General features: G+C 62.0%; 23 protein-coding genes and 1 pseudogene. 16 read left to right on the top strand and 8 right to left on the bottom strand.

The annotated features are described in order from the left end of the window. Positions 1 to 82: 82 nt before the first annotated feature. Positions 83 to 2,944 (bottom strand): ATP-binding protein, encoded by a 2,862-nt coding sequence (locus NKI72_RS15145; protein ID WP_352850261.1) that lies wholly within the window; start codon positions 2,942 to 2,944, stop codon positions 83 to 85. Between the two features lie 207 nt (positions 2,945 to 3,151). Between NKI72_RS15145 and NKI72_RS15140 the strand changes: the two are divergent. The 7 genes and pseudogenes from NKI72_RS15140 (at position 3,152) to NKI72_RS15110 (ending at position 9,139) form a co-directional block, all read left to right on the top strand. Further along, positions 3,152 to 4,470 (top strand): annotated as a pseudogene (locus NKI72_RS15140) (epoxide hydrolase family protein). A 131-nt stretch (positions 4,471 to 4,601) separates the two neighbouring features. After that, entirely contained in the window at positions 4,602 to 5,138 is a 537-nt protein-coding gene (locus tag NKI72_RS15135; RefSeq protein WP_352471106.1) for a hypothetical protein, read from the top strand. 47 nt (positions 5,139 to 5,185) lie between these two features. Next, a complete protein-coding gene (locus tag NKI72_RS15130) occupies positions 5,186 to 5,833 on the top strand; it encodes a cysteine hydrolase family protein (RefSeq protein WP_352501766.1) in 648 nt (215 codons plus the stop codon). A gap of 222 nt (positions 5,834 to 6,055) precedes the next feature. Further along, positions 6,056 to 6,712 (top strand): VOC family protein, encoded by a 657-nt coding sequence (locus NKI72_RS15125; protein ID WP_502896488.1) that lies wholly within the window; start codon positions 6,056 to 6,058, stop codon positions 6,710 to 6,712. A gap of 91 nt (positions 6,713 to 6,803) precedes the next feature. Next, entirely contained in the window at positions 6,804 to 7,556 is a 753-nt protein-coding gene (locus NKI72_RS15120; RefSeq protein ID WP_352470985.1) for an SDR family oxidoreductase, read from the top strand. Positions 7,557 to 7,602: 46 nt separating this feature from the next. Continuing rightward, positions 7,603 to 8,664 carry an alpha/beta fold hydrolase gene (locus NKI72_RS15115; protein WP_352470986.1) on the top strand — a complete coding sequence of 354 codons (1,062 nt, stop codon included), beginning with the start codon at positions 7,603 to 7,605 and terminating at the stop codon, positions 8,662 to 8,664. 55 nt (positions 8,665 to 8,719) lie between these two features. Next, positions 8,720 to 9,139 carry an Ohr family peroxiredoxin gene (locus NKI72_RS15110; protein WP_352470987.1) on the top strand — a complete coding sequence of 140 codons (420 nt, stop codon included), beginning with the start codon at positions 8,720 to 8,722 and terminating at the stop codon, positions 9,137 to 9,139. Positions 9,140 to 9,494: 355 nt separating this feature from the next. On the opposite strand, the gene NKI72_RS15105 is transcribed toward NKI72_RS15110, so the two are convergent. After that, a complete protein-coding gene (locus tag NKI72_RS15105; RefSeq protein ID WP_352850259.1) occupies positions 9,495 to 10,319 on the bottom strand; it encodes a L,D-transpeptidase in 825 nt (274 codons plus the stop codon). A 173-nt stretch (positions 10,320 to 10,492) separates the two neighbouring features. After that, positions 10,493 to 11,155: a haloacid dehalogenase type II gene (locus NKI72_RS15100; protein WP_352850258.1), complete on the bottom strand. Its 663-nt coding sequence runs from the start codon at positions 11,153 to 11,155 to the stop codon at positions 10,493 to 10,495. 151 nt (positions 11,156 to 11,306) lie between these two features. Here NKI72_RS15100 and NKI72_RS15095 point away from each other — a divergent pair, with 151 nt between their 5' ends. From NKI72_RS15095 to NKI72_RS15080, 4 genes are all read left to right on the top strand, one after another. Beyond that, positions 11,307 to 12,185: a branched-chain amino acid aminotransferase gene (locus tag NKI72_RS15095; protein WP_352470990.1), complete on the top strand. Its 879-nt coding sequence runs from the start codon at positions 11,307 to 11,309 to the stop codon at positions 12,183 to 12,185. 107 nt (positions 12,186 to 12,292) lie between these two features. Then, complete coding sequence (locus tag NKI72_RS15090; RefSeq protein ID WP_352850257.1) at positions 12,293 to 12,889, top strand: superoxide dismutase; 597 nt, start codon at positions 12,293 to 12,295, stop codon at positions 12,887 to 12,889. Between the two features lie 176 nt (positions 12,890 to 13,065). Next, positions 13,066 to 13,509, top strand: a complete 444-nt coding sequence (locus NKI72_RS15085; protein ID WP_352850256.1) for a c-type cytochrome — start codon at positions 13,066 to 13,068, stop codon at positions 13,507 to 13,509. Positions 13,510 to 13,518: 9 nt separating this feature from the next. Further along, positions 13,519 to 14,469, top strand: a complete 951-nt coding sequence (locus NKI72_RS15080) for a cytochrome c (protein ID WP_352850255.1) — start codon at positions 13,519 to 13,521, stop codon at positions 14,467 to 14,469. 11 nt (positions 14,470 to 14,480) lie between these two features. Here the strand turns inward: NKI72_RS15080 and NKI72_RS15075 are convergent, their stop codons facing one another. The 3 genes from NKI72_RS15075 to NKI72_RS15065 all read right to left on the bottom strand — a co-directional run bounded on the left by NKI72_RS15075 (position 14,481) and on the right by NKI72_RS15065 (position 17,823). Further along, a complete protein-coding gene (locus NKI72_RS15075) occupies positions 14,481 to 14,864 on the bottom strand; it encodes an SET domain-containing protein (protein WP_352470993.1) in 384 nt (127 codons plus the stop codon). A gap of 143 nt (positions 14,865 to 15,007) precedes the next feature. After that, positions 15,008 to 15,634 (bottom strand): LysE family translocator, encoded by a 627-nt coding sequence (locus NKI72_RS15070; RefSeq protein WP_352614937.1) that lies wholly within the window; start codon positions 15,632 to 15,634, stop codon positions 15,008 to 15,010. 77 nt (positions 15,635 to 15,711) lie between these two features. Further along, the gene (locus NKI72_RS15065) at positions 15,712 to 17,823 is read right to left on the bottom strand and encodes a S9 family peptidase (RefSeq protein ID WP_352850252.1); all 2,112 of its coding nucleotides are present in this window, start codon (positions 17,821 to 17,823) and stop codon (positions 15,712 to 15,714) included. A gap of 673 nt (positions 17,824 to 18,496) precedes the next feature. Between NKI72_RS15065 and NKI72_RS15060 the strand changes: the two genes are divergently transcribed. Then, on the top strand, positions 18,497 to 18,922 hold the full coding sequence (locus tag NKI72_RS15060; protein ID WP_023677844.1) for a Ros/MucR family transcriptional regulator: 426 nt from the start codon (positions 18,497 to 18,499) through the stop codon (positions 18,920 to 18,922). A 103-nt stretch (positions 18,923 to 19,025) separates the two neighbouring features. Here the strand turns inward: NKI72_RS15060 and NKI72_RS15055 are convergent, their stop codons facing one another. Beyond that, the gene (locus NKI72_RS15055; protein WP_023677843.1) at positions 19,026 to 19,454 is read right to left on the bottom strand and encodes a SufE family protein; all 429 of its coding nucleotides are present in this window, start codon (positions 19,452 to 19,454) and stop codon (positions 19,026 to 19,028) included. Positions 19,455 to 19,567: 113 nt separating this feature from the next. Beyond that, positions 19,568 to 19,936, bottom strand: a complete 369-nt coding sequence (locus tag NKI72_RS15050; RefSeq protein ID WP_352771680.1) for a DUF5330 domain-containing protein — start codon at positions 19,934 to 19,936, stop codon at positions 19,568 to 19,570. A gap of 207 nt (positions 19,937 to 20,143) precedes the next feature. On the opposite strand from NKI72_RS15050, the gene NKI72_RS15045 reads away from it, so the two are divergent. The 4 genes from NKI72_RS15045 (at position 20,144) to NKI72_RS15030 (ending at position 23,386) form a co-directional block, all read left to right on the top strand. Then, positions 20,144 to 20,389 (top strand): hypothetical protein, encoded by a 246-nt coding sequence (locus tag NKI72_RS15045; protein ID WP_352833143.1) that lies wholly within the window; start codon positions 20,144 to 20,146, stop codon positions 20,387 to 20,389. A gap of 64 nt (positions 20,390 to 20,453) precedes the next feature. Next, the gene (locus tag NKI72_RS15040; protein WP_352833247.1) at positions 20,454 to 22,202 is read left to right on the top strand and encodes a sensor histidine kinase; all 1,749 of its coding nucleotides are present in this window, start codon (positions 20,454 to 20,456) and stop codon (positions 22,200 to 22,202) included. Next, positions 22,177 to 22,944 carry a peptidoglycan-binding domain-containing protein gene (locus NKI72_RS15035; RefSeq protein ID WP_352850250.1) on the top strand — a complete coding sequence of 256 codons (768 nt, stop codon included), beginning with the start codon at positions 22,177 to 22,179 and terminating at the stop codon, positions 22,942 to 22,944. The genes NKI72_RS15040 and NKI72_RS15035 overlap by 26 nt, the downstream gene beginning before the upstream one ends. 94 nt (positions 22,945 to 23,038) lie before the next feature. Further along, a complete protein-coding gene (locus NKI72_RS15030) occupies positions 23,039 to 23,386 on the top strand; it encodes a DUF1491 family protein (protein WP_352833147.1) in 348 nt (115 codons plus the stop codon). The last annotated feature ends 9 nt before the right edge of the window (positions 23,387 to 23,395 follow it).

Below are 23,395 nucleotides of genomic sequence, written 5' to 3'. Positions count from 1 at the left end.
TCTGAAGGACAGCGGACGGCGGCTATGCGCCCATAGCTGCCGTCGGACCGTCTGCAAAAGTGTAAACGCGTATCGGCGGTAGCTAGTTCAGCGTCGCCAACAGGCGCGCGGCAGCCTTCAAATCTTCCGTACTCGCGCCTTCTACGAAATGCTCCGCAACCGATTGCAAGAGCTCGCGAGCGCCGTCGATCTCGCCTCGCCCAGCCATCAACGTTGCCATATCAATTGCGGTTCGCAGCTCCCATGCCCGCGCGCCTTGACTCCGGCTCAACTCCAGTGCCTGCATTAGGGATGCGCCGACCTCGTCGCGATTGCGTTCCGACAGTTGTTGGAGAAGAAGGCCTCCCTTCATCCGCAGCAACTCCGGAAGGTACAATTGGTCACCGTTCTTTTCGACTTGACCAACTGAATCACCGATCAGCGCGACTGCTTCGTCGACCCGACCGATCGCGGATAGTCCTCTAACCAGCGAGAGGTTGAGCTCGGTCGTGAGCAATTCGTAAGGTGCTGCGTGGAGGTTTTGGAGAGAACTCTGGAGGCCCCCGACCCCACCTGTCGCATCCCCGTGCCGGATTGCGACTTCGCTTTTGAATCCCCGACCGACCAGCAGATAAGGGGCCATGGAATGGGACTCGGCGCGGGAAATCAGCATGTCGATGTGTGCCTCCGCGCTCTCCAGTTCCCCGGCCCACAGGAACACCGATATTCCCCAGATCAGGGCGATCGCCAGAGTCAGCGAGTGGTCCATGGCGGCGGCCTCTTCGACGGCCTGTCGAGCACGTTCCATGGCTTGGTCCGGATGGCCTTGCAGCCAAAGGTTCCTCGCCAGGATAGCCTTGGCCAGGATTTTGCCCTCGAAACCGAGATAGACCGTTGTGGTTCGCTGAGAGCGTGGCCCACGATCCAGCGCTGCCTCAAGCTCCGCGCGGGCTTCGGCCAGGTCACCACGAAGGTGAAGCGATATCCCCAGAATGGTATGCGCCAACGCAATCGCGACCGGATCCTCCAGGGTCGCGGCTATGGCTGAACAGCGTTTTGCAAACTGGAGGGCGGTCACGAAGTTGCCTGTCCGCAGGTGGAACATGTTGAGCGGACCCAGCAGGCGCACTTGATCCAACGTATCACCGCGTTCTTCGGCGATCGCCAGGCTTTTCTCCAGGGCGACGCGCGCCGCATCACGCCCTCCCCGCATGAACATCAGGGACACACCCAAGGCTGCCTGGAGATGCATCTCGTCAAGTCCGCCAAGAGCGGCATCGTCGAGAGCGAATATCGCGCGTTCTGACCAGCGATGACACTCCGGCAACAAGGACATCGCCAGGAAAACAGGCGCGGCAGCAGTGGCAAGTCCGATGCCGATATCGACGTTTCCGCCCTCGCCGAAGCACCATTCCAGAGCGGCCCGCACATTGTTGATGGCGGCGAAGTGAGGAGCCCGCTCCTCGCCGGTCGCCAGACCTGGCCACTCGATACCTGTTTGCTCAAGCCATCTTCGATAGTAGGCGGCGTGGCGCACCGCCAGATCGGCGGCCTCGGCGTCATCTATGCTGATATCGAGGACGTAGGCGCGCGTGGTATCCAGGAGCCGATAGCGCATCATCGCTCCGAGCGGGCGCGTCGCTATGATCGACTTGGCAACAAGACTATCCATGGCATTAAGAACCGTCGATCTGTCGAGGGCAGCGCTTGTGACGACTTCCAAGACCGCATCGAGCGTGAAATGGCCAAGGAATACAGCGAGCCTGCGAAGCACTGCGCGCTCCAGGTCGGTAAGTAGCCCAAAGCTCCAATCCAGCGTGGCCTGCAGGGTCTTTTGACGCGGTGGCGCGGTCCGCGATCCCAGCCACAGCAAAGTCAGACGTTGATCGAGAAGCGCGGCGGTTTGTTGCAATCCATAAGACTCGACCCGCCGGGCCGCCAACTCGATTGCAAGCGCCACACCGCCAAGCTTTCGACAGATGCTTGCGACGATCAGGGCCTCCGCATCGCTGACATCCAAGCGCGCGCCACTTGCCACCGCGCGCTCCACGAACAGTTGAATGGCCGGGAACGTCTGGACAACCGCCGCCGTAAGCCTTGGGTCGTCTGGCGGACAGGCAAGGGCATCCAATCGGTAGATATGCTCGCCTTCGACCCGAAGCGCTTCGCGACTTGTTGCCAGAATGTGGACCTGCGACGCCGCGTCGATGATGCTTGCGGCCAGAGGCGCCACCGCATCGACGAGATGCTCGCAGGTGTCGAGGATCAAAAGCATCCGCTTGTTGCGCAGGTAGGCGATCAGACTGGGCGTCGCGTCACTCGATTGAACCGACAGCCCAAGCATGGAGGCGACGGCTGTCGTCACCAGGTCGGGATCGCCGAGCATTCCCAGGTCGACGAACAGCACAGCGCCCGCGAAGCCGTCAATGAGGTGATGTCCGACCGCGATCGCGACGGTGGTTTTGCCGACGCCGCCCGCGCCAACGATTGTGACGAAGCGCGACGCATTCAGTCGAGCCGACAGCTGAAGAACGTCGTCGTCCCGGCCAACCATTCGGCCCAAGCGGCTCGGAAGATTCGCGTGCGGAAAACTGGCGGCAGCTGCAGGCTCTTCATCGCGCGGACCGCCGATCTGCGAGACGGGCGCGATGAAGCAATAACCCCGCCCTGGTAGTGTCGCGATGTATCGTGCGCCGTCCTTTCCGTCACCCAGCGCCTTGCGGAGCCTGGTCATGTGAAACCGCAGGCTGCCTTCCTCGACTACGACATCGGGCCAAACCCGCGACATCAGATCCTTTTTGCCGACGATTTCATTCGGCGTGGAGATCAGGGCAATGAGAATGTCCAGTGCACGCGAGCCCAGCGCCAAGGGAGCGCCGTCTTTTGTGACGAGCCTTTCGCGCGCAACCAGATGGAAAGGACCGAACGACAGTCCGTCCTTGGCCTGACCTGCCACTATCGTCATGGCGCTTCTCTCGGAGCCGCCCGCCACCAAGCCGATAGTCTAAGTCAAGTACAACACCTGCACCATAGGCGAACGGTGGCAGGACCCCGCTGCCCGGAGCCACCAGCGCTGACAGCCACTAACAGGGGGCTCACAACACATAACGGGCGATTCTCGTCCTGCGGGCGTAAGTTTTCGGCAGCACCGAGCACCCCCCAGGAGAGACCCATGAATACGACCAAGACTCCCGAACTAATCGATCAGGACCGCCGCCTGGTTTTGAGCACGGCCGCAATGGGCATTGCCGCCGTAGGTACTGCCAGCCTGCTCCCATCGGTCGCCGCAGCCGCGGGCGATGCGATCCGGCCCTTCAAGGTCAGCTTTCCTCAGGAGGAAATCGACGAGCTTAGCCGACGCGTCGCCGCGACCCGCTGGCCGGACCAGGAGAATGTGGCTGACGACACCCAGGGCGTGCAGCTCGCCACAATGCAGAAGCTCGCGAAGTACTGGGCGACGGATTACGACTGGCGCAAGATGGAGACCCGGCTCCATGCCCTGCCGCAGTTCATCACCGAGATCGACGGGCTGGACATCCACTTCATCCATGTCCGCTCCAGGCATGAGAATGCATGCCGGTAATTATCACGCATGGCTGGCCTGGCTCGATCATCGAGCAGTTGAAGGTCATCGAGCCGCTCACCAATCCAACCGCCAACGGCGGGAGCGAAGCGGACGCATTTCATGTGGTGATCCCCTCGCTGCCTGGTTACGGCTTCTCAGGCAAGCCGACCGCACCGGGATGGACACCTGTCCGCATCGCCAAAGCGTGGGCGATGCTGATGCAACGCCTCGGTTACACGAGATACGTCGCGCAGGGCGGCGACTGGGGCAACGCCGTGTCGGAGACGATGGCGCTGCAAGAGCCTCCGGGCTTGCTTGGCATCCACACCAACATGGCTGCCACCGTGCCCGCCGACATCTCGAAGGCGCTTGCCGCCGGCGGCCGGGCGCCCGCCGGCCTCTCGCCCGACGAGAAGCGCGCCTGGGACCAGCTCGACGATTTCTACAAGAACGGGCTGGGCTACGCGATCGAGATGAACAATCGCCCGCAGACGCTCTACGGCATCGTCGACTCGCCGGTTGGTCTCGCAGCCTGGATGCTCGACCACGACATCCGCAGCTACGAGCTGATCGCACGCGTCTTCGACGGGCAGCCGGAAGGGCTGACGAAGGACGATATCCTGGACAATGTCACGATGTACTGGCTGACCAACACGGCGATCTCCTCGGCGCGTCTTTACTGGGACAACGCGCACCACCCGACGGGAGGCTTCTTCGACCCCAGGGGCATCAAGATCCCGGTCGCTGTGAGCGCCTTCCCGGACGAGATCTACCAGGCGCCGGAGACCTGGGCTGAAAAGGCGTATCCGAAGCTTATCCATTACAACCGGCTCCCCAAGGGCGGCCATTTCGCAGCCTGGGAGCAGCCCGCGGCCTTCACCGCCGAACTCCGGACGGCATTTCGTCCGCTGCGCCAGCAAATCTGAACCCCTCACAGGGTTCCGCTTGCAGTCACACCTGCTCGACTGTCCAAGGCAACCCGATTGAACCCGGGACAAAGGAGAACGCCATGTCAGCAATCGCGCACTCTTCCGCATCGCACGAACCCATCACGAAGATGGCAGCCCCCGTCGAGGACCATGAAATCGTCGATTCAAGCTTTACGGCTATCATCAACGCGCCGATCGAGAAGATTGACATTCCCAACTGGTGCTTCGCGCTGTCCGAACATGAATATCAGGGGTGTTCGCCTGCCCACATAGCGGCGGGTTTCACGACGGCGCCGGATGGCAAGCGCATGTCGATCAATGTCGAGATCATCGGCGGCAGCCTGATGGTGCAACACTATGTCGAGACGCTTGGCCGCAAGGATCACCTCATCCTGGAGTCGGTTTCAGACCTCTTCACGCCTACGGGCCGCACCACGATCCATGTGCGTTGGGAGCTGAGCGTCAAGGCTATCGACAGTCGCCGATGTGAGTTTACCAACCACGTCCGGTCCTGGGCCACGAAGGAATTCATGGCCTTCTTCGAGCGCCAGGGCATCCCGTTCGAGGTGCTTCGGTCACAGCGCCAGCCCATGTCGATCGCTCACAACAAGGGCGAGACGCCGCTTTTTGCGGCCAGCATCGAACGAGCCGCGCTCAGGAACTGAGCGGCAGCATCTTTCTTGTGATGTAGCCGCTCCATGGAGGAGGCACAATGACGAGGCACGCACATGACCGGGAGGTCACCGCACTTTTGGTGATCGATCCGTACAACGACTTCATTTCCGATGGGGGCAAGATATGGCCCCGCATCCGGGCTGTCGCAGAGGCGAACGGCTGCGTGCCTCACATGCTGCAAGTCCTGAATGCCGCGCGTCAAGCTAAGCTTCGCGTCTTCTATGCAATGCATCATCGATACCGTCCGGGCGACTATGAGACATGGACTTACGTCGCGCCCGTCCAGAAGAGAGCATGGAAGAGCAAGAGCTTTGAATACGGCACCTGGGGCGGCGAGATTCGGTCCGAGTTCGAGCCCAAGCCAGGCGAAACTGTCGCGACCGAACATTGGTGTTCCAGTGGGTTCGCCAATACGGATCTGGATCTGCAGCTGAAAAGGCACGGAATCCAGAAACTCATTGTCATCGGACTGATCGCACACACCTGCGTCGAAGCGACCGTTCGCTTCGCCGCCGAGCTCGGCTACGACGTAACCATGGTGAGGGACGCGACGGCAGACTACTCGGATGAGGAGATGCACGCGGCTCTCGACATCAACATGCCGAACTACGCCAGCGCGATTGTCACGACAGACCAAATCATCGACTCGATTTCTGCCGTCCAGACCTCGGCCGCCGAGGCGTAGGTGATGATCGATCTCACACGCGAGGGAATGGCCAACCGTGCGCATCTCACTCTGCACTCCGGCGGACCGTTTCCGTGCGCTCGACGCGTCAAAATACGTCGAAGAGAACTTGGCTCTGGCCGACATGCAGCAGAGAGATCCAGAACAGGCTCGGTCATTACGTGGCAACGATCGGGCAGGACCAGGTCCCACCCAACTGGAAAGAAAACGACCATGTCAGACATCGCAACGGCCCGTCAGGGCGAAAAGACCTCCGACACCGCAAGCGCACGTCCCGTCGACCTGAAGTTCGAGGTTGTCGTTATTCCGGTCGCAGACGTCGACCGCTCCAAGCAGTTCTACGAGGGCCTCGGCTGGCGGCTCGATGCCGACTTCGCGGTCGGCGACATGTTCCGGGTTGTGCAGTTCACGCCTCCGGGCTCGCCTGGCTCGATCCACTTCGGCAAGGCTGTCACCTCGGCCGCGCCGGGGTCGACACAGGGTCTCTATCTCATCGTGTCCGACATCGTAGCGGCGCGCGCCGAGCTCATCGCTCACGGTGCAGATGTGAGCGAAGTGTTCCACCGTGCCGGTCCGGGACAGCCTGCTGTCAATGGTCGGGACCCGGAGGGACGCAGCTACGTCTCCTTTGCAACGTTCAGCGATCCCGACGGGAACGGCTGGCTGCTCCAGGAGATCACCACCCGGTTTCCGGGCCGGATCGACTCGAAGGCGACGAGCTTCGCCTCCGAGGGCGACCTGGCCGCCGCAATGCGGCGCGCGTCGGTCGCCCACGGAGAGCACGAGAAGCGGACCGGCGGCCAGCGTGACGAGAACTGGCCGGACTGGTACGCCGAATACATAGTGGCCGAGCAGTCTGGCGAGGAACTGCCGCAGTAGGAAGAGCTTCCAGACGGCGGCACACTGGCGCCGTATTCGTTCGCGGCCTGCGGAGATCGTGGCGACCTGACGGCCTTTATCGGAGGAAATCATGAGTACCGCAGCCATCCCCACTCAGCGCGAACCTGAACTTCTTGGCCAGACCGTCGTCGTCATCGGCGGTAGCGCCGGCATCGGTCTGGAGACCGCCCGGCGTGCCCGCGCCGAAGGCGCCCGCGTCATCCTCACCGGACGCAATCGCGACCGCCTCGATCAAGCAGCGTGCGAGATTAGCGCTGAGGGCACCGCCGCCTTCGACGCCAATGATGCGACCCAGCTGAAGTCGTTCTTTCAAGATCTGCCGGACTTGATCGACCATGTGATGGTTACTGCCGGCGCTCCCCATTATCGCTCTCCCCTCGAAATTCCTCCCGAGGAGGCACGACACGATCTCACGGACCACCTATTGCTCGCGCTCAATGTGGCACGCAGCGCCGCTGGCAAGGTCGGGTCGGCCGGCTCACTGATATTCATGGGCGGCACGGGCGCACGCCGCCCAAAACCAGGCCTCGCGATCGTCTCGACGGTTACCGTCGCGTTCCCCGCGCTCATCGCCAATCTCGCGCTCGAGCTCGCGCCGATACGCGTCAACCTGATCGCCGCAGGCTTCGTCGACACGCCACTGTCGGCGTCGCTGCTCGGCGACAACCTCGACAAGCGGCGCGATGAACTGCGCGCGACGCTGCCAATCCGACGTGTCGTCGGACCGGCTGATGTCGCCGCGCTCGCCGTTCACATCATGAGCAACACGGCGCTGACGGGCGCGACATACGACCTCGACGGCGGCCAGCAGCTCGTCTCGTGACTACGCAGGAACAAAGCACATTGCCTCATCACAAAGAGACATCACTATGAACACGATCAGTGTTTGCGACAAAATCGATGAGCGCCGCCGTCGCCTGATCGGTGCAGCCGCAATGGGCATGACGCTTGCCGAACTCGGCATGACCGCGACAGCGAAGGCGGCGCCCATTGGAGTCGACCAGACGACGGCGTCTGCGATGCACACGGCAAAGAACTCGTTCGGCGAACCCAGGCAGATCGATGCCGGTGTCCTTAATGTCGGCTATGCAGAGGCCGGCCCTGCCGACGGTCCGCCCGTTATCCTTCTCCATGGCTGGCCTTACGACATCCACACATATGTCGACGTTGCGCCCATTCTGGCGGCGAAAGGCCGCCGCGTGATCGTGCCCTACCTGCGCGGATACGGCACGACGCGGTTCCTGTCGGACGAGACGATGCGCAATGGTCAGCAGTCGGCCATCGCTGCCGACATCGTCGCGCTGATGGATGCGCTGGGTATCGAGAAGGCGACGATTGCCGGCTGCGACTGGGGCGCTCGGACGGCGAACATCATCGCCGTCCTGTGGCCGGAACGCTGCAAGGCGATGGTCTCGGTGAGCGGCTATCTCATCGGCAACCAGCAAGCCGGCAAACTGCCGCTGCCGCCGAAGGCCGAGCTGCAATGGTGGTACCAATATTACTTCGCTACCGATCGCGGCCGTGTCGGCTACGAGAAATATACGCGCGATTTCGCCAGGCTGATTTGGCAGCTCGCCTCGCCGCAATGGAATTTCGATGAGCCCACGTTCGAGCGGAGTGCTGCGGCCTTCGACAATCCGGATCACGTCGCGATCGTCATCCACAATTATCGCTGGCGGCTCGGCCTGGCAGAAGGCGAGGTGCAATATGATCCACTGGAGCAGCGGCTTGCTCAGGCACCCGTCATCTCCGTGCCCACGATGACGCTCGAGGGCGACGCCAATGGCGCGCCGCATCCGGACGCCAGCGCTTACGCCAAGATGTTTTCAGGCAGATATAGCCACCGGGTAGTCATGGGCGGCATTGGACACAACCTACCTCAGGAAGCACCACAGGCCTTTGCCGACGCCGTTGTCGAGGTCGACGCGTGATCGAGTTCGCGGCGCCGCCCCTCCGGCAGGTACGACAACCACCAAAAGAATGCCTATGAACCCGATCGCAAGGGTTGTTTACACGGCCAGGACCGCAACCACAGGTGGCCGCGAGAATGGCGCCTCGCGCAGCTCTGATGGCCTTCTGGACATCAGGCTTTCCATACCCGGATCGGCGCGCATCGGCACCAACCCGGAGCAACTGCTTGCAGCCGGCTGGTCGGCCAGCTTCGCAAGCGCGGTTGCGTCTGTGGCTCACGAACAAAAAATTATGCTGCCGGCCGGAGTGAGAATCGATGCCGAGGTTGATCTAAATCTCGGGGACGACGGCTACTCTCTCAGCACTCGGCTCAACGTCAGCCTGCCTGGCGTGGAGTACAATACCGCACGAGCCCTGATCGACGAGGCGCACGACATTTGTCCGTACTCGAAAGCGACGCGCGGCAACGTGCAAATTGCGATCAACCTGCTCTGAGTGGATTGCATCGATCGTTGAAGCAATTGGCATGGCCAGGGTTACATTTTGGATCATTCCTTCGCGCCAAGGTCTACAAAAACCTGCCACGGCATCGCACCTGTCAGAGCGCATCCAGCACAAATACGGTCAGGATGACAGGAGGGGTATCCCTCCGATCACCGTGATAATCCCTTCTGAGCGCGAAATGTCCGCTCCGGGGTCATGAGCTGTCACTGGTGGCGTCTGCACACAGGTGCGGCAAAGTCCGCCTCAACGTAAGCATCAAATCCAAAGGCGGGCACCGGCACGGGCAAGCCGACGCTCGGCAAAACCAGCAGGAGCCGTGAGCAATCCCGCCTGTGCTTCCGTCAGCTCAGAAGATCGAGTCTGTGATCGCCTTGACCGGGCCGAGCAGGATCGATCCTTCCGGCACGCCGGCGTCGATCGGGATGGCTTTGCGGTTTGCTGTCGCCACCATCGGCTGGCCGATATCGGCCGTCACCACGACCGGGGTCTTGTTCGGCACTCGGTCGTAGAGATCGATAATGTCCTGGTTCATCAGGCGAACACAGCCCGACGACACCGATTTGCCGATCGACCGCCATTCCGGCGAACCGTGCAAGCGGTAGAGCGTGTCCTGGTTGCCCTGGAAGAGATAGAGCGCCCGCGCGCCAAGCGGGTTCTTGAGCCCACCGGGCATGCCGCCATTGTCGGCGCTGTACGGTCTTAGTTCGGGCTGGCGGGCGATCATTTCGTCCGGCGGCGTCCATTTCGGCCATTTCTGCTTCCATTGGACCACCGCATCGCCCGACCATTCGAAGCCGGCGCGGCCGAGGCCGACGCCATAGCGGATCGCCTGGCCGCCCGGGCGCACCAGATAGAGGAAGTGATTGGTGGTGTCGACGACGATGGTGCCCGGCTGCTGCCCGGTCGGATCGTCAACGATCTGGCGCAGGAACTGCGGGTCGATCTTGTCGACCGGTATGGCCGGCAGCTCGAAGCCGCCATCCGACATCGGCCCATACATCGTCACATAGTCGCCAAGCGCCGGCTCGACATAGGTCGGCGGCGGCGGCTCGACCGGCTGTTGCGACAGCGTGGTGCAACTGGAGACCGCGACCGAGGCGGCGCCAAGGGCTGCTGCGTTGAGGAAACCGCGACGGCTCAGGCGCAGAGAGGACGATAGGGGTGTGAACATGATTGCCTTTTTTAAGTCTCAAATCGCAACAAAGCATGAATGCGCCCGGTTGCGCGCGGTTGCCCGAGCAATGCCCGGCGCGATAGGCGGTTCCAATTCTGGCCGCAGGGTGGACAAACAAAGGCAAAGCTGTGACTGGATCGTCACTGTTGCGCCGACGCAACATTCCGGTGTCACCCCCCGGCGACCAGACCTTCAAGGGACGGCAGGATCAGGGCCGGTGGAAAATCCCGGTATTCCTCTGGCTGATTGGCGCGGTTGATCCACACCGTCCTGAAGCCGAATTTGGTGGCGCCGGCGACGTCCCAGCGGTTGGATGACTGGAAAGAGACAGCGCCCGGATAGAGGCGCCAGCCCGTGGTGACCATGTCGTAGACCGACGGATCGGTCTTGAAGCGCTTGACGCTGTCGACGGAATAGATGTCGTCCAGGACCTGGTCGAGCGCGGCGGATTTGACGGCCGCTTCCAGCATCTCAGGCGAACCGTTGGACAGGATCGCCAGCTTTGCCCCCGATGCCTTGAGCGCCTTGAGCACGGCCGGTACCTCCGGATAGCAGTCCAGCCGCCAATAGGCCTCGAGCAGCTTCGCCCTCAGCCCGGCATCGGCGGATGGAACCTTGCGCAGGGCGAAGTCGAGGGCCTGCTCGGTGAGCTGCCAGAAATCGGCATAGGCCCCCATCAGCGTCCTGACCCAGGAATATTCCAGCTGCTTGGCGCGCCAGATATCGGACAGCAACTGGCCGTCCGGCCCGATCTGGTCGGCGTGACGGCGCACGGCCGCATGCACGTCGAACAGCGTGCCATAGGCGTCGAAAACGTAAGCCGCGAACTGCATTCGACAGTTTTGAGGCCGCGTAAGGCAAGGCGCAAGCGCTGATTGCAGTCCGCCAGCCCGCTGGCCTCAACAAATCTCAGCCAAGCCGGTTGACGGCGGCCGCCAAAGCATCTTCCAATGCGCCGCAACAAGCATCGAACGGAACCTGGCAATGACACTGGCGACTGCGGCGCAATCCGCGACATGGACCTTCGTCGACGGCGACTGGTACGAGGGCAATGTTGCCATTCTAGGGCCGCGCAGTCACGCCATGTGGCTCGGCACCAGCGTGTTCGACGGCGCCCGCTGGTTCGAGGGCGTCGCTCCCGATCTCGATCGCCATGCGGCAAGGGTAAACGCCTCGGCGATCGCGCTCGGCCTGAAGCCGACGATGAGCACCGACAGGATCGTCGGCCTGACCTGGGACGGGCTGAAGAAGTTCGACGGCAAGACGGCGGTCTATATCAGGCCGATGTATTGGGCCGAGCATGGCGGCTATATGGGCGTGCCGGCCGACCCGGCCTCGACGCGTTTCTGCCTTTGCCTCTATGAATCGCCGATGATCTCGCCGGCGGGGTTTTCGGTGACGGTGTCGCCGTTCCGGCGCCCGACCATCGAAACCATGCCGACCAATGCCAAGGCCGGCTGCCTTTATCCCAACAACGGCCGGGCCATCCTCGAAGCCAAGATGCGCGGCTTCGACAATGCGCTCGTGCTCGACATGCTGGGCAATGTCGCCGAGACCGGCACGTCGAATATTTTTCTGGTCAAGGACGGCCATGTCCTGACGCCGGCGCCGAACGGCACCTTCCTTTCCGGCATCACCCGCGCGCGCACCATGGCCCTGCTTGGCGAATACGGGTTCACGACGACAGAAAAGACGCTGTCGATCCGCGATTTCCTGGAGGCGGACGAAATCTTCTCGACCGGAAACCACTCGAAAGTGGTGCCGGTCACCCGTATCGAGGATCGCAATCTGCAGCCCGGACCGGTGGCCAAGAAGGCGCGCGAACTCTATTGGGAATGGGCGCATTCGACTTCGCCCGGCTGACCCGCTAAAAAGCGGCCGGCGCTTCGTTTCCGGAGTTGTTCCAGACCAATCCAGTCCTATGTTAGTCCGGTATCGACACCGGATTTTTCCACGAGGGAGTACGACCGATGGCTTTTGAATTGCCCGCCTTGCCCTATGATTACGAGGCTTTGCAGCCTTATATGTCCGAGGAAACGCTGGAATATCATCACGACAAGCACCACAAGGCCTATGTCGACAACGGCAACAAGCTGGCCGCCGAGGCGGGCATGGGCGATTTGTCGGTCGAAGAGGCCGTCAAACAGTCCTTCGGCAAGAATGCGGGCCTCTTCAACAATGCCGCCCAGCACTACAATCACATCCATTTCTGGAAATGGATGAAGAAGGGCGGCGGCGGCAACAAGCTGCCCGGCGCATTGCAAAAGGCGGTCGACAGCGACCTTGGCGGCTACGACAAGTTCAAGGCCGACTTCATCGCCGCCGGCACCACCCAGTTCGGTTCGGGCTGGGCCTGGGTCTCGGTCAAGGACGGCAAGCTGGCTATCTCGAAGACGCCGAATGGCGAGAACCCGCTCGTCCATGGCGCGACGCCGATCCTCGGCGTCGATGTCTGGGAACACTCCTACTACATCGACTATCGCAACGCCCGGCCGAAATATCTCGAAGCCTTCGTCGACAGTCTCATCAACTGGGACTATGTGCTCGAGCTCTACGAAAAGGCCTGATCCGTTCCAGAAAAGCCCCGGCAGAACCGGGGCTTTTCTTTTTCAGCATCAGAACGACAGCTGCAAAAATTTCACGCAAGCGTGAGGCGAAGCGTCGGAATTTTTAGGCCATCCTTGCCGTTTGTCATCGGGGTGGGACCGCATCCTGAATTTGCCTTCAACATGGAGCCAAGTGAATGAGAAAGCTTATCCTCGCCATCTCGATGCTCGCTTTCGCCGGTTCGGCGGCATTTGCCGACCCGGTAGCCGACCGGCAGGCCCTGATGAAGGAACGTGGCAAGATCGCCGCCGGCTTGTCGAAAGTGGTCAAGGGCGAGACGCCCTACGACGCAGCTTCGGTGCTGACGGCGTTGCAGGCACTGCAGGTCAATGCCGAGAAATTCCATGCCGGCGTCGACACGCTTTTCCCGGCCGGCAGCGACATCGGCGACACCACGGCGTCCCCAAAAATCTGGCAGGACATGGCCGGCTTTAAGACGGCTGAAGGCAAGTACCTCGCCGACGTCAAGGCAGCGGTCGCCGCAGCACCTGCGGATGCCGACGCGTTGAAGGCGCAGTTCAACACCATCGGCGGCGGCTGCGGCAACTGTCATCAAAACTACAGGGTGAAAAAAGGCTGATAGCGGGCAATGCGCTTGCTGAAGAAACTTGTCGGCGCCGCCCGCGCGCGGGGCGGCGCGGCCGCGATTGCCGGCTGGTTCCTGTCGGCTCCGGTCAGGCTCGATGCCGCAACGCTGGCTGAGCTTGGTCCTGGCGACGCCGCCAGGGGCAAGCGCATCTTCTACGCCGGCGGCTGCACATCCTGTCATGCCAAGCCTGGCTCGCAAGGCGACGCCCGTCTTCAGTTGGCGGGCGGCCTTGAACTCAAGACGCCGTTCGGCAGCTTCGTGCCGCCGAACATATCGCAGGATACCAGGGACGGCATCGGGGCCTGGTCGGTCGAGGATCTTGCCAACGCCATGCTGAAGGGCGTGTCGCCGTCGGGCGAGCATCTCTATCCAGCATTTCCCTATGCTTCCTACGCGCGCATGAAGCCGGCCGACATTGCCGATCTCTATGCATTCCTGAAGACGTTACCCGCGGTCGCCGGCAAGGCGCCCGCCAATTCGCTGGCATTTCCCTTCAACGTCCGACGCGGTCTTGGCTTGTGGAAGCTGCTCTATTTGAGTGACCAGCCGGTCGTTTCCTTTCCCGACGGCACACCGGATCCGGTGTTGACAGGCCGCTATCTGGTCGAAGGCCCCGGCCATTGCGGCGAATGCCACACGCCGCGGGATCTTGCCGGCGGCACCAGCAAGAGCCAATGGCTGGCAGGTGCGGCCGCCGCCGAAGGCAGCGGCATCGTGCCGAACATCACGTCGGGCGAGGGCGGCATCGCGGACTGGTCCGAGGCCGACGTCGCCAACTATCTCGAAACCGGCTTCACGCCGGATTTCGATACGGTCGGCGGCGCTATGGTCGACGTGCAGCGGAACATGGCCGTGCTGACCCCGGAGGACCGCTCGGCGATCGCCGCCTACCTGAAAGCCGTGCCGCCGCATCCCAACGGCTATCCGGCGCGCAAGAAGCCGGCGAGCTGACAGCTGTTGCGTCAGCGGTCGCCGAGAAAGTCGAAGCCGGTTTCGAAGAAGTGATTGTAGTCGCAGGTCATTTCCTCGCCGGGCGCAATGTCGCGCAAGGCATAGGTCTCCTCCGGCTGCGAGACGTCGCAATTCGGGTCGTCGGCATGGTTCATGTAGCGCGCATCATCGGCCTCGAAGACGATGTAGTTCGGGTCGCGCCGGTCCGGATAGGCGTAGCGGTCGAGATAGGTTTTGACCGGCCCGGTTTCCCGCTCATAGGTCTCCACCTCGATGCGCCGGTCGTATTTCGGGTCGAGCTTCCAGACCAGCGTGCCGCGGGCAATGTGGTTCTTGGCAAAGACGCCGATGCCCTGGATGGGCGATTTGTCGAGATAGACATCGACGAGCAACATGGCAGATCCCTGGGTGATTGAGTGTTGGCGGCGACCGTGAAAAGGCCGCGCACTGGGTAGCGCGCGGCCTTTGCAATTGCGAGCGGAAAATCAACTGTGCCTCCTAGTATCCGAAGCCTCATACGGCGTCGCTTGTCGAGACCCTAGCGCTGTTGCAGCGCCAGCCGGATGCCCAAGGCGCAATAGATACCGCCGACAGCCTTGCCTTGCCATCTCAGCACCGTCGGGTTTCGGCGCAGGAATGCACCGAGGCCGCCCGCACCCACGGCGAAAACCACCGTGCTGACGAGGCCCAACAGAACAAAGATGACGCCCAATATCGCCAGTTGAAGCATCACCGATCCGTTTTCAGGCCGCACGAACTGCGGAAGAAATGCGAGGAAGAAAAGCGCGGTCTTGGGATTGAGAACCTCGGTCAAAACAGCCTGCCGAAATGCTTTGGAAGCGGGGATCGCAAGTGCGCCGGCGGCCGGATAGGCCGGCGTTTTCTCGATGATCGCGCGAATGCCGAGATAAATGAGGTAGGCTGCGCCGATGTACTTCACTATGCTGAAAAGCGCCGCCGACGTGGCAATGATCGCCGAAATGCCGACGATCGCCATGAAGGTGTGAACCACGTCGCCGGCCGCGATCCCGGCGCCGGTCGCAATGCCCACCCTGGTTCCGGAACTGGTTGCCCGCGCCACCGTCAGAAGAGTGGCGGGACCCGGGATGAAGACAAAGCCAAGCACAACCGCGACATAAGCTATCAACGTGGCGAGATCGATCATCGGTGGGCTCCGCAACTCTCACCGCCAATGAAGCCACGTCGCGGAACGGAAGGCAATGACCGCTCATCCGCCGATGTTCACGCCGCAAGCTCGGCCTTGCCCGTCACCTTGAGCCCGAAGGCGTAGGTGAAGGCGATTTCCTCCAGTCTTGAAAACCGGCCGGAGGCGCCGGCATGGCCTGAATCCAGGTTGATCTTGAACAGCACCGGATTCTCACCTGTCTTGCGGTCGCGCAACCGCGCCACCCATTTGGCCGGCTCCCAATAGGTGACGCGCGGGTCGGTCAGGCCGGCCAGCGCCAGAATCGGCGGATAGTCAAGCGCGGCGACATTGTCGTAGGGTGAATAGGCGGCGATGGTCCGGTAATCCTCCGCCGAAGCGATCGGATTGCCCCATTCCGGCCATTCCGGCGGCGTCAGCGGCAAGCTGGCGTCGAGCATGGTGGAGAGCACGTCGACGAAGGGAACCTCGGCGACGACGGCGCCGAAGCATTGCGGCGCCATGTTGGCGACCGTGCCCATCAGCATGCCGCCGGCGGAACCGCCTTGCGCGACAATGCGGTCATGCTGTGTATAGCGCTCGGCGACGAGATGCTGGGCGACCGCGATGAAATCGGTGAACGTATTCATCTTGTTCGCCCGCTTGCCGTCGTCGTACCAGCCATAGCCCTTGTCCTTGCCGCCGCGAACATGGGCTATCGCGTAGACAAAGCCGCGGTCGACCAGCGAAAACAGATTGGTGTTGAACGCGGACGGGACGGTGATGCCGTAGGAGCCGTAGCCGTAAAGCAGGCAAGGTGCGGACCCGTCGAGCGGCGTGTCGCGGTGATGGAGGAGCGAGATCGGCACCAGTTCGCCGTCGGCGGCAGGCGCCATCAGCCGGCGCGTGACGTAGTGCTCCGGGTTGTGGCCGGACGGCACTTCCTGGGTCTTGAGCAGCATCCGCTCGCGGGTGCGCATGTTGTAATCGAAGACCTGCGCCGGGGTCGTCATCGACGAATAGGAAAAGCGCATGATCTCGGTGTCGTATTCGTAGGAGCCGGACAGGCCGAGCGAGAAGGCTTCCTCGTCGAAGGAGATCAGGTGCTCCTCGCCGCTCTTGCGGTCGCGTACGACGATGCGCGGCAGGCCTTCCTTGCGCTCGAGCCGGACCATGTGGTCCTTGAAGCCGATCACCGAAAGGATCAACCGGCCCGCTTCGTGCGGCACCAGTTCCTGCCAGTTGGCGCGCACCGGATCGTGGGCCGGCGCCGTCATGATCTTGAAGTCCTTGGCGCCGTCGGCATTGGTGAGGATGAAGAAGATGTCGCCGCCTTCCTCGAGTTCGTACTGCAGGCCCGTCTGGCGCGCCGCAACCAGCTTCGGCTCTGCGAACGGATCGTTGGCGCTCATGATGCGGTATTCCGAGGTCTCATGATCGTTGATGCCGATCATGATCCACTCGTTGGAGCGCGTGCCGCCGACATCCATGAAAAAGCCGGGATCGGTCTCCTCGTAGATCAGCCGGTCGTTTTCAGGACCGTCGCCAAGCGCATGGAACAGCACTTTGGAAGGACGGTGGTTGGGGTCGAGGCGGGTGTAGAAAAAACCGTCATTGCCGGCATCCCACACACCGCCGCCGCCGGTGTCCGGGACCCTGTCCGCCAGATCGTTGCCGCCGGCCAGATCGCGGATGCGCAGCGTGTAGAATTCGGAACCCTTGTCGTCGAAGGCCCAGAGCAGCTTGCTGTGGTCGTGCGAATGATCGACGCCGCCCAGGCGGAAATAGGGCTTGCCCTCGGCCTCGGCATCGCCGTCGAGCAATATCTGCTTGTCGCCGCCGTCACGCGCCGTGCGGAAATAACGCGGCTGCTGGCCGCCAAGCTTGAAGGAGGAGCCGTAGGCGTAAGGTCCGTCCTTCATCGGCACGGAAGAATCGTCTTCCTTGATGCGTCCCTTCATTTCCGCGAAAAGCTGCTTCTGCAGTTGGACCGTATCGGCCATCAGCGCCGCCTGGTAAGCATTCTCGGCTTCGAGGTGGGCGCGGATTTGGCCGTCGAGCAGGGACGGACCCCTGAACATCTCTTGCCAATTGGCGGCCCTCAGCCAGGCATAATCGTCCGTCCGTGTTATGCCGTGATGCGTGTCGAAGATCGGCCGCCTCTCCGGCTGCGGCGGCGTGGCGGTCGGAAACACTGGGGTTCTGGTCATTGCGTCTCGCTGTGGAAGCTACTTGAATGGCGAATGAACACGCCGAGCGCGGGTTCAAGGGCTATGATCTATCGTCGTGGTGGCTCGAGAGGACGGCTGGAGGAGCGGATAACGAATATTTCTTCTCGGACTGCCGCGGTTCTCGCCGTCGCTGCGATGACCCTGCCAGTGCCGGTCAATCTCATGCAACTGCCTTCGCGGCTTGGCAAGTGGCCGATATGGCTGGGTCTACGGAAATACATTACCCCATTTCAATGACACAGCGCACCGCTCCGGCGACGGCTCGCGAGCAACAGTAACGCTTCGCAACCTATGATTTTACTGAATCCGCCGATCACCCTGGCTGTAATGCCGCCGGCAGGGTCAAGCATCGAACTCTATTTACGTGCTGCCGTTTGTGTAATGGCTGCTTGCCGCCGCGTCAGTCGATACTGGTCTGACCAGAAAAAACGGCAAAGTTACACTTTGCACGAAAGAGTGAAGCTGAATGAGGAATATTTGACTTGTATCGCTGAATAGACCGCAAGAAGCGAATTGACTTACTTGACGCCCAGGCTCATTAAGATGCCGCGACGCGAATCGCGGAGGCTTTTTCCTGCACAAGTTCGCGCGATGCCCTGCCTGCCAAAAATAGGGCGTAGACAGAAACAATTCTCGTTGGGACCTGAACGCCATGGATATTACCGAAACACCTTCCAGAAACAGTGACGCGCTGATCGAGCTCACCGCCGATGTGGTGGCTGCCTATGTCAGCAACAATCCCGTACCGGTCGGCGAACTGCCGAACCTTATCGCCGATGTTCATGCCGCTCTCGGGCGTGTCGGCGGGGCCGCCGAGCAGCCGCCTGCCGACAAGCAGAAGCCGGCGGTAAATCCGAAGCGGTCGGTGCATGACGACTACATCATCTGTCTCGAAGACGGCAAGAAGTTCAAGTCGCTCAAGCGTCACTTGATGACCCACTATGATCTGACGCCCGACCAGTATCGTGAAAAGTGGAACCTGGACCCAAGCTATCCGATGGTTGCGCCCAATTACGCGGCCGCCCGTTCGCAGCTCGCCAAGAAGATGGGTCTCGGCCGCAAGCGCAAGGGACGCTGACAAGCGGCTCTTCCGGTTTGATACTCAAACGGCGCCTACAGGCGCCGTTTTGTATTATGGGGTCAAGGTCGAACCCGCCATGCTGCCGGCAACTGCCGTGCGGTCAGGCGGTCTGCTTCAACGCTGCCTCGGCGTCACGCTTGATGCGCTTGACCATCGAGCGAAGACCATTGGCGCGCTGCGGCGACAGGTGCTCGTCAAGTCCGAGCGCCTTCAATGTGGCCTCTGCGTCGGTCCTCTGGATTTCGCTGGCCGGCCGTCCCGAAAATAGCGCCAGCATGATGGCGACCAGGCCGCGCACGATATGGGCGTCGGAATCGCCCTTGAAGGTGATAACGGGGTCGACACCCCCGCCTTGCTCGGTGGTCAGCCAGACCTGGCTGACGCAGCCGGGCACCTTGTTGGCTTGTATGCGTTGCTCGTCGGGAAACGGCGGCAGCGCTTCACCCAGTTCAATCACATAGCGATAGCGGTCTTCCCACTCGTCGAGCAGGGAAAAGTCGTCGCGGATGGTCTGGATCGTCGTCGTCATGCCCCTGGATATAGTCATCCGGCGCTGCCACGTCACGGAAAAAGAGGAGAAACGCCGCAGGCGCCGGGCATGGGGAGCCTTGCGGTCTGGCGATGAATTCGGCCGAAACAGTCTCAGTTCTTCGCCGGCAAGTGCAGTTTCGCCGGCAGATCGACTTTCGCCGGCAAGACGATTTCCCCCGGCACGCTGCCGGTAGTCGTCACTGTATCGGGTTCGGCGGCCTTGTCGTCCAGCATGGCAGCCGCGATCTTGGCGGTCTCCCGGGCCCGGGCGGTGATGGTGTGCATTGCCGATTTGCCGGTCTCGCACACGTCCGGCTTGCGCTCGCAGATGCCGGCGATATCGCCGACGGCTTCGCGCGCCGCAAACAGCGCCTGGAGCGGTCCGACGCTTTCGCGGCCCGCATCATCGGCGCCGACACCCAGCGGTAGCGCCAGAAGCACCAGCGAAAACCAGAAAGCAGCTCTTATCAGAAACCCCATCTGTCTGTCCTTTATGACGGTCATGCCTCCGAACCGCACGACCTGTACCGCGATACTGACACAGACGCGCAAAGGACGGCTTGTCCCGAAAGCAACAGTTTTCCTCAAATTTTAGGCAGATTCGAAACGAAGCGTTTTGAAGTTCATTTGCCTCGAATGGTTCAGATTTCATTCAGCAAATGATAACCATCCAACCGATTGTTTTTCATGATCATTTTCTTTAATCGGCGACAGTTTGATGCCATCGGCCGCAACGTCAGGCGCGGGCGTGCGGATAACGCTCCGTTTACTATGGCGGCAATTGCCCCGGTTTTTCCCCGCCGGTATCCCGATATTTGCAGCCTGCCGGGGGACGATCAGCCCAGCCTTATCCATTCCTTAAACGCTGGATGCGAGTTTCGGATCGACAAAAGCCGCCTGCAAAGCAGGGCCGTTCACGACCGGGTGCGTTGAGTTGAGTGCGATCAAGGCCAGATACGCCGAGTTGCCGGGCGCGATAGCCGCCGGTTGCGAACGGATGGTTCATCCGTCCGTGCTCGGCCAGAGCGATCGTCGCCGCCACAGCCGGTTCATTGGCGTCATGCTGGCGGCGCCTTTCTTCAGCGCGGGTGCAGCGGTGACGCTGGTGACGTCGGGAATGGGCGCGGCCGTGACTGTGGCTGCGATCTTTGCGGCGTTCGGCCTTTGCTGGTTCGCCGCCCTGCTGGTGGCTGCATCGGGCAAGATGGCCCTGGCCGGCCGACTCGCCTTGGTCGTCGGCAGCGTTGCCCTCGGTGCCCTTATCGCTGCCGCCGGCGGTGTGGCCTCGCCGGTTGCCTTGCTCGCGGTGGCGCTGCCGTTTGAAGCGTGGTGGATCGGCCAGTCGCGCCGTGCCGTGATCTGGGGCGCCATATCGGCCTTTGTCGCAGTCTTGCTGCAGCCTTTAGCCGGTTCCGTCTTGCCGCTCGACCACCAGACCGAAATCGCCGCATGGCACTGGCTGGTACCACTGGCCTGGGCACTCACGCTCATTCCGCGTATCGCTCCGCTTCGCGGCGCCGCCAACGCACAGCTCGATCCGGCCGGCAGCCACCGGCTCGAAGACCTCATCGACGCCGTCGTGCTGCGAATCGCGGCGCATGGCGAGGTTCTGGACGTCTCGGCTAAGGCACGCACTATGCTGCGGCTGCCGCCGGAGCTGCTTTTCGGCACCGGACTTTTCGATCGCATCCATCTGTCCGACCGCGTCCCGTATCTCAGTGCGCTGGCCGATATGCGCGATGGCGACCTGTCGACCCGGCTCGACCTTCGCGTAAGGTTGCCGCAGAGCAGCGGCGTGACGGCCGACAATTACCGGCCGTTCTCGCTCGAGATGATGCGCGCGCCGGGGCAGGAGACTGTCTTCACGCTTCTTCTGCGCGAGAACGACGAACTGGCCGGACTGCGCCAGGAGCTTGCCGCTGCCAATGAGGCGGCTGCCTCCGCCGAGGTGGCGAAAGGACGCTTCCTTGCCGTCGTCAGCCATGAGTTGCGCACCCCGCTCAATGCCATCATCGGCTTTTCCGACATGTTGCTGCACGAGATGTTCGGCAGCTTCAAGGATCCGCGCCAGAAGGAATATGTCGGGCTGGTCAGGGATTCTGGCCAGCACCTGCTTGCCGTCGTCACCTCGATACTCGACGTATCACGGATCGAATCGGGCGCTTACGCGACCGAACCGGAACCGTTCCGCTTCCGCGAAGCGGTCGAGATGTGCCAATCGATGATGCGGCTGCAAGCCGAGGCAAAGGCCATCGATCTGCAGGCCCAGATCGCGCCGGACGCAGGCGAAATAAATGCCGACCGTCGCGCCGTGCAGCAGATCCTGATCAATCTCGTCTCTAACGCGATCAAGTTCACGCCCGAAGGCGGCAATGTCGTCATCGGCGCCAAGCGCATCGGCTCGCGGCTGCATTTCTGGGTGCGGGACACCGGCATCGGCATCGCCGAGGAAGACTTCGTCAATCTCGGCAAGCCGTTCATGCAGATCCAGAACGACTATACCCGCCGTTTCGAAGGTACAGGCCTCGGGCTTTCGCTGGTGAAGGGGCTGGTGGCGCTGCACGAGGGCACAATGTCGATCGAAAGCATGCCGGGCGAGGGCACCACGGTGACGATCAGCCTTCCCGTGAGTGGGCCGACAGGGCGTTCGACGGAGAAAACCGGCGTGGTGCCGATGTCCGCAGCCAAAGCCAGAGCGGACGGTGGCAAAGGGGAGAGCAATGGGTCGCTCCGCAAAACAGCCTAAGGCGGTCAAACGCCGCGGCAATGCCTTCGAGCACGGAGCGATGGCGCTGGGCAGCCTGATCTCGCGCAATCCTATTGTGGTCGGCGGCTCGACCGCGTTCCTGGTGACGCTGTTCTACGTCTCGGCGAACGCGCTTTGGTACCAGCCCTTTCCGCATGCCGGCGCGTTTTTCGCCACCAGGAGCATCGAGCGCTTTCCCCGGGCGGACAGCGACGAGCCCGAAACCACCATCAATATCGTGCGTCCGGCCGCTGCGCCGATCAAGAGCGACCCGGTCGTCGAGCAGGTCCAGGGCATATTGAAGGATCTCGATTTCTATTCCGGCACTGTCGACGGCATTCCCGGACCGAATACGCGCAAGGCCATCCAGGCCTATCAGCAGAAGGTCGGATTGAATGCCTCCGGCGAGATCGACAGCGTCCTGCTGGATCAACTGGGCGCCGCGCCAAAGACCGCGGCCGTGGTGCCGCATCCGGTGCCGCGGCCGGTCGAAACGGCCGCTGCTCCGGCCGCCATTCCGGTGTCCGCACCGGCAAATGCGACGGCGCCGGATCCCCGCATCGTCAAGATCCAGGCCGGACTGAAAGCGTTCGGCAATGACGACATGCAATTGGATGGCGTCGTAGGCGCCCGCACCAAGGCCGCGATCAAGGAATTCCAAGCGCTGTTCGGCTTGCCGGAGACCGGCGAGCCCGACGAGATCGTCTACGTCAAGATGCGCGAGATCGGCCTGACCAACTGAGGGTCGTGACGGCCGCTCGCCGGTCGCTCGGCAAAGACCGGTTACGGTTTTCCGGCCAATGCTGTAAGGACCGCCGCATGTCCAGGAATACTCCATGCGGGTAACCACCGATCTGTGGGTGTCGGCGCTGTTGCGCCGGGTTTTCAGCGCCGGCGGCTTTGCCGCCGTGGTCAAGCGCGGCGCGACGGAAGCCGGCGCGGTTTTCGTGCTGGCGCGGGGCAGGCAAGGGGAGATGGCGCTGTTCGGGCCGGCGCCGCAGACGAGTTACGATTCAGCCAGGCCGGACGACCGTTTTTTCAGCCTGCTTGGCGAAGGCGACGATGCCGCCATCTTCGACGCGCGGCTGGAGCGCGAGAAGAGATTCGATCCGGATATCTGGGTGGTCGAGATCGAGGCGGGCGCCATTCCCGTCGAGCAGCTTATCTCGGTCAAGGCGTCTTAACGGCAAGCC

This window comes from Mesorhizobium sp. M0437, assembly GCF_040321335.1.
Taxonomy (GTDB): Bacteria; Pseudomonadota; Alphaproteobacteria; order Rhizobiales; family Rhizobiaceae; genus Mesorhizobium.
This window is presented reverse-complemented; position numbering and strand designations above follow the sequence as displayed.

Coding starts and splice junctions, on each gene's coding strand:
- NKI72_RS15145 (WP_352850261.1), bottom strand. CDS start 2,944: ATGACGATAGTGGCAGGTCAGGCCAAGGACGGACTGTCGTTCGGTCCT.
- NKI72_RS15135 (WP_352471106.1), top strand. CDS start 4,602: ATGGCAGCCCCCGTCGAGGACCATGAAATCGTCGATTCAAGCTTTACG.
- NKI72_RS15130 (WP_352501766.1), top strand. CDS start 5,186: ATGACGAGGCACGCACATGACCGGGAGGTCACCGCACTTTTGGTGATC.
- NKI72_RS15120 (WP_352470985.1), top strand. CDS start 6,804: ATGAGTACCGCAGCCATCCCCACTCAGCGCGAACCTGAACTTCTTGGC.
- NKI72_RS15115 (WP_352470986.1), top strand. CDS start 7,603: ATGAACACGATCAGTGTTTGCGACAAAATCGATGAGCGCCGCCGTCGC.
- NKI72_RS15110 (WP_352470987.1), top strand. CDS start 8,720: ATGAACCCGATCGCAAGGGTTGTTTACACGGCCAGGACCGCAACCACA.
- NKI72_RS15105 (WP_352850259.1), bottom strand. CDS start 10,319: ATGTTCACACCCCTATCGTCCTCTCTGCGCCTGAGCCGTCGCGGTTTC.
- NKI72_RS15100 (WP_352850258.1), bottom strand. CDS start 11,155: ATGCAGTTCGCGGCTTACGTTTTCGACGCCTATGGCACGCTGTTCGAC.
- NKI72_RS15095 (WP_352470990.1), top strand. CDS start 11,307: ATGACACTGGCGACTGCGGCGCAATCCGCGACATGGACCTTCGTCGAC.
- NKI72_RS15090 (WP_352850257.1), top strand. CDS start 12,293: ATGGCTTTTGAATTGCCCGCCTTGCCCTATGATTACGAGGCTTTGCAG.
- NKI72_RS15085 (WP_352850256.1), top strand. CDS start 13,066: ATGAGAAAGCTTATCCTCGCCATCTCGATGCTCGCTTTCGCCGGTTCG.
- NKI72_RS15080 (WP_352850255.1), top strand. CDS start 13,519: ATGCGCTTGCTGAAGAAACTTGTCGGCGCCGCCCGCGCGCGGGGCGGC.
- NKI72_RS15075 (WP_352470993.1), bottom strand. CDS start 14,864: ATGTTGCTCGTCGATGTCTATCTCGACAAATCGCCCATCCAGGGCATC.
- NKI72_RS15070 (WP_352614937.1), bottom strand. CDS start 15,634: ATGATCGATCTCGCCACGTTGATAGCTTATGTCGCGGTTGTGCTTGGC.
- NKI72_RS15065 (WP_352850252.1), bottom strand. CDS start 17,823: ATGACCAGAACCCCAGTGTTTCCGACCGCCACGCCGCCGCAGCCGGAG.
- NKI72_RS15060 (WP_023677844.1), top strand. CDS start 18,497: ATGGATATTACCGAAACACCTTCCAGAAACAGTGACGCGCTGATCGAG.
- NKI72_RS15055 (WP_023677843.1), bottom strand. CDS start 19,454: ATGACGACGACGATCCAGACCATCCGCGACGACTTTTCCCTGCTCGAC.
- NKI72_RS15050 (WP_352771680.1), bottom strand. CDS start 19,936: ATGGGGTTTCTGATAAGAGCTGCTTTCTGGTTTTCGCTGGTGCTTCTG.
- NKI72_RS15045 (WP_352833143.1), top strand. CDS start 20,144: ATGATCATTTTCTTTAATCGGCGACAGTTTGATGCCATCGGCCGCAAC.
- NKI72_RS15040 (WP_352833247.1), top strand. CDS start 20,454: ATGGTTCATCCGTCCGTGCTCGGCCAGAGCGATCGTCGCCGCCACAGC.
- NKI72_RS15035 (WP_352850250.1), top strand. CDS start 22,177: ATGGGTCGCTCCGCAAAACAGCCTAAGGCGGTCAAACGCCGCGGCAAT.
- NKI72_RS15030 (WP_352833147.1), top strand. CDS start 23,039: ATGCGGGTAACCACCGATCTGTGGGTGTCGGCGCTGTTGCGCCGGGTT.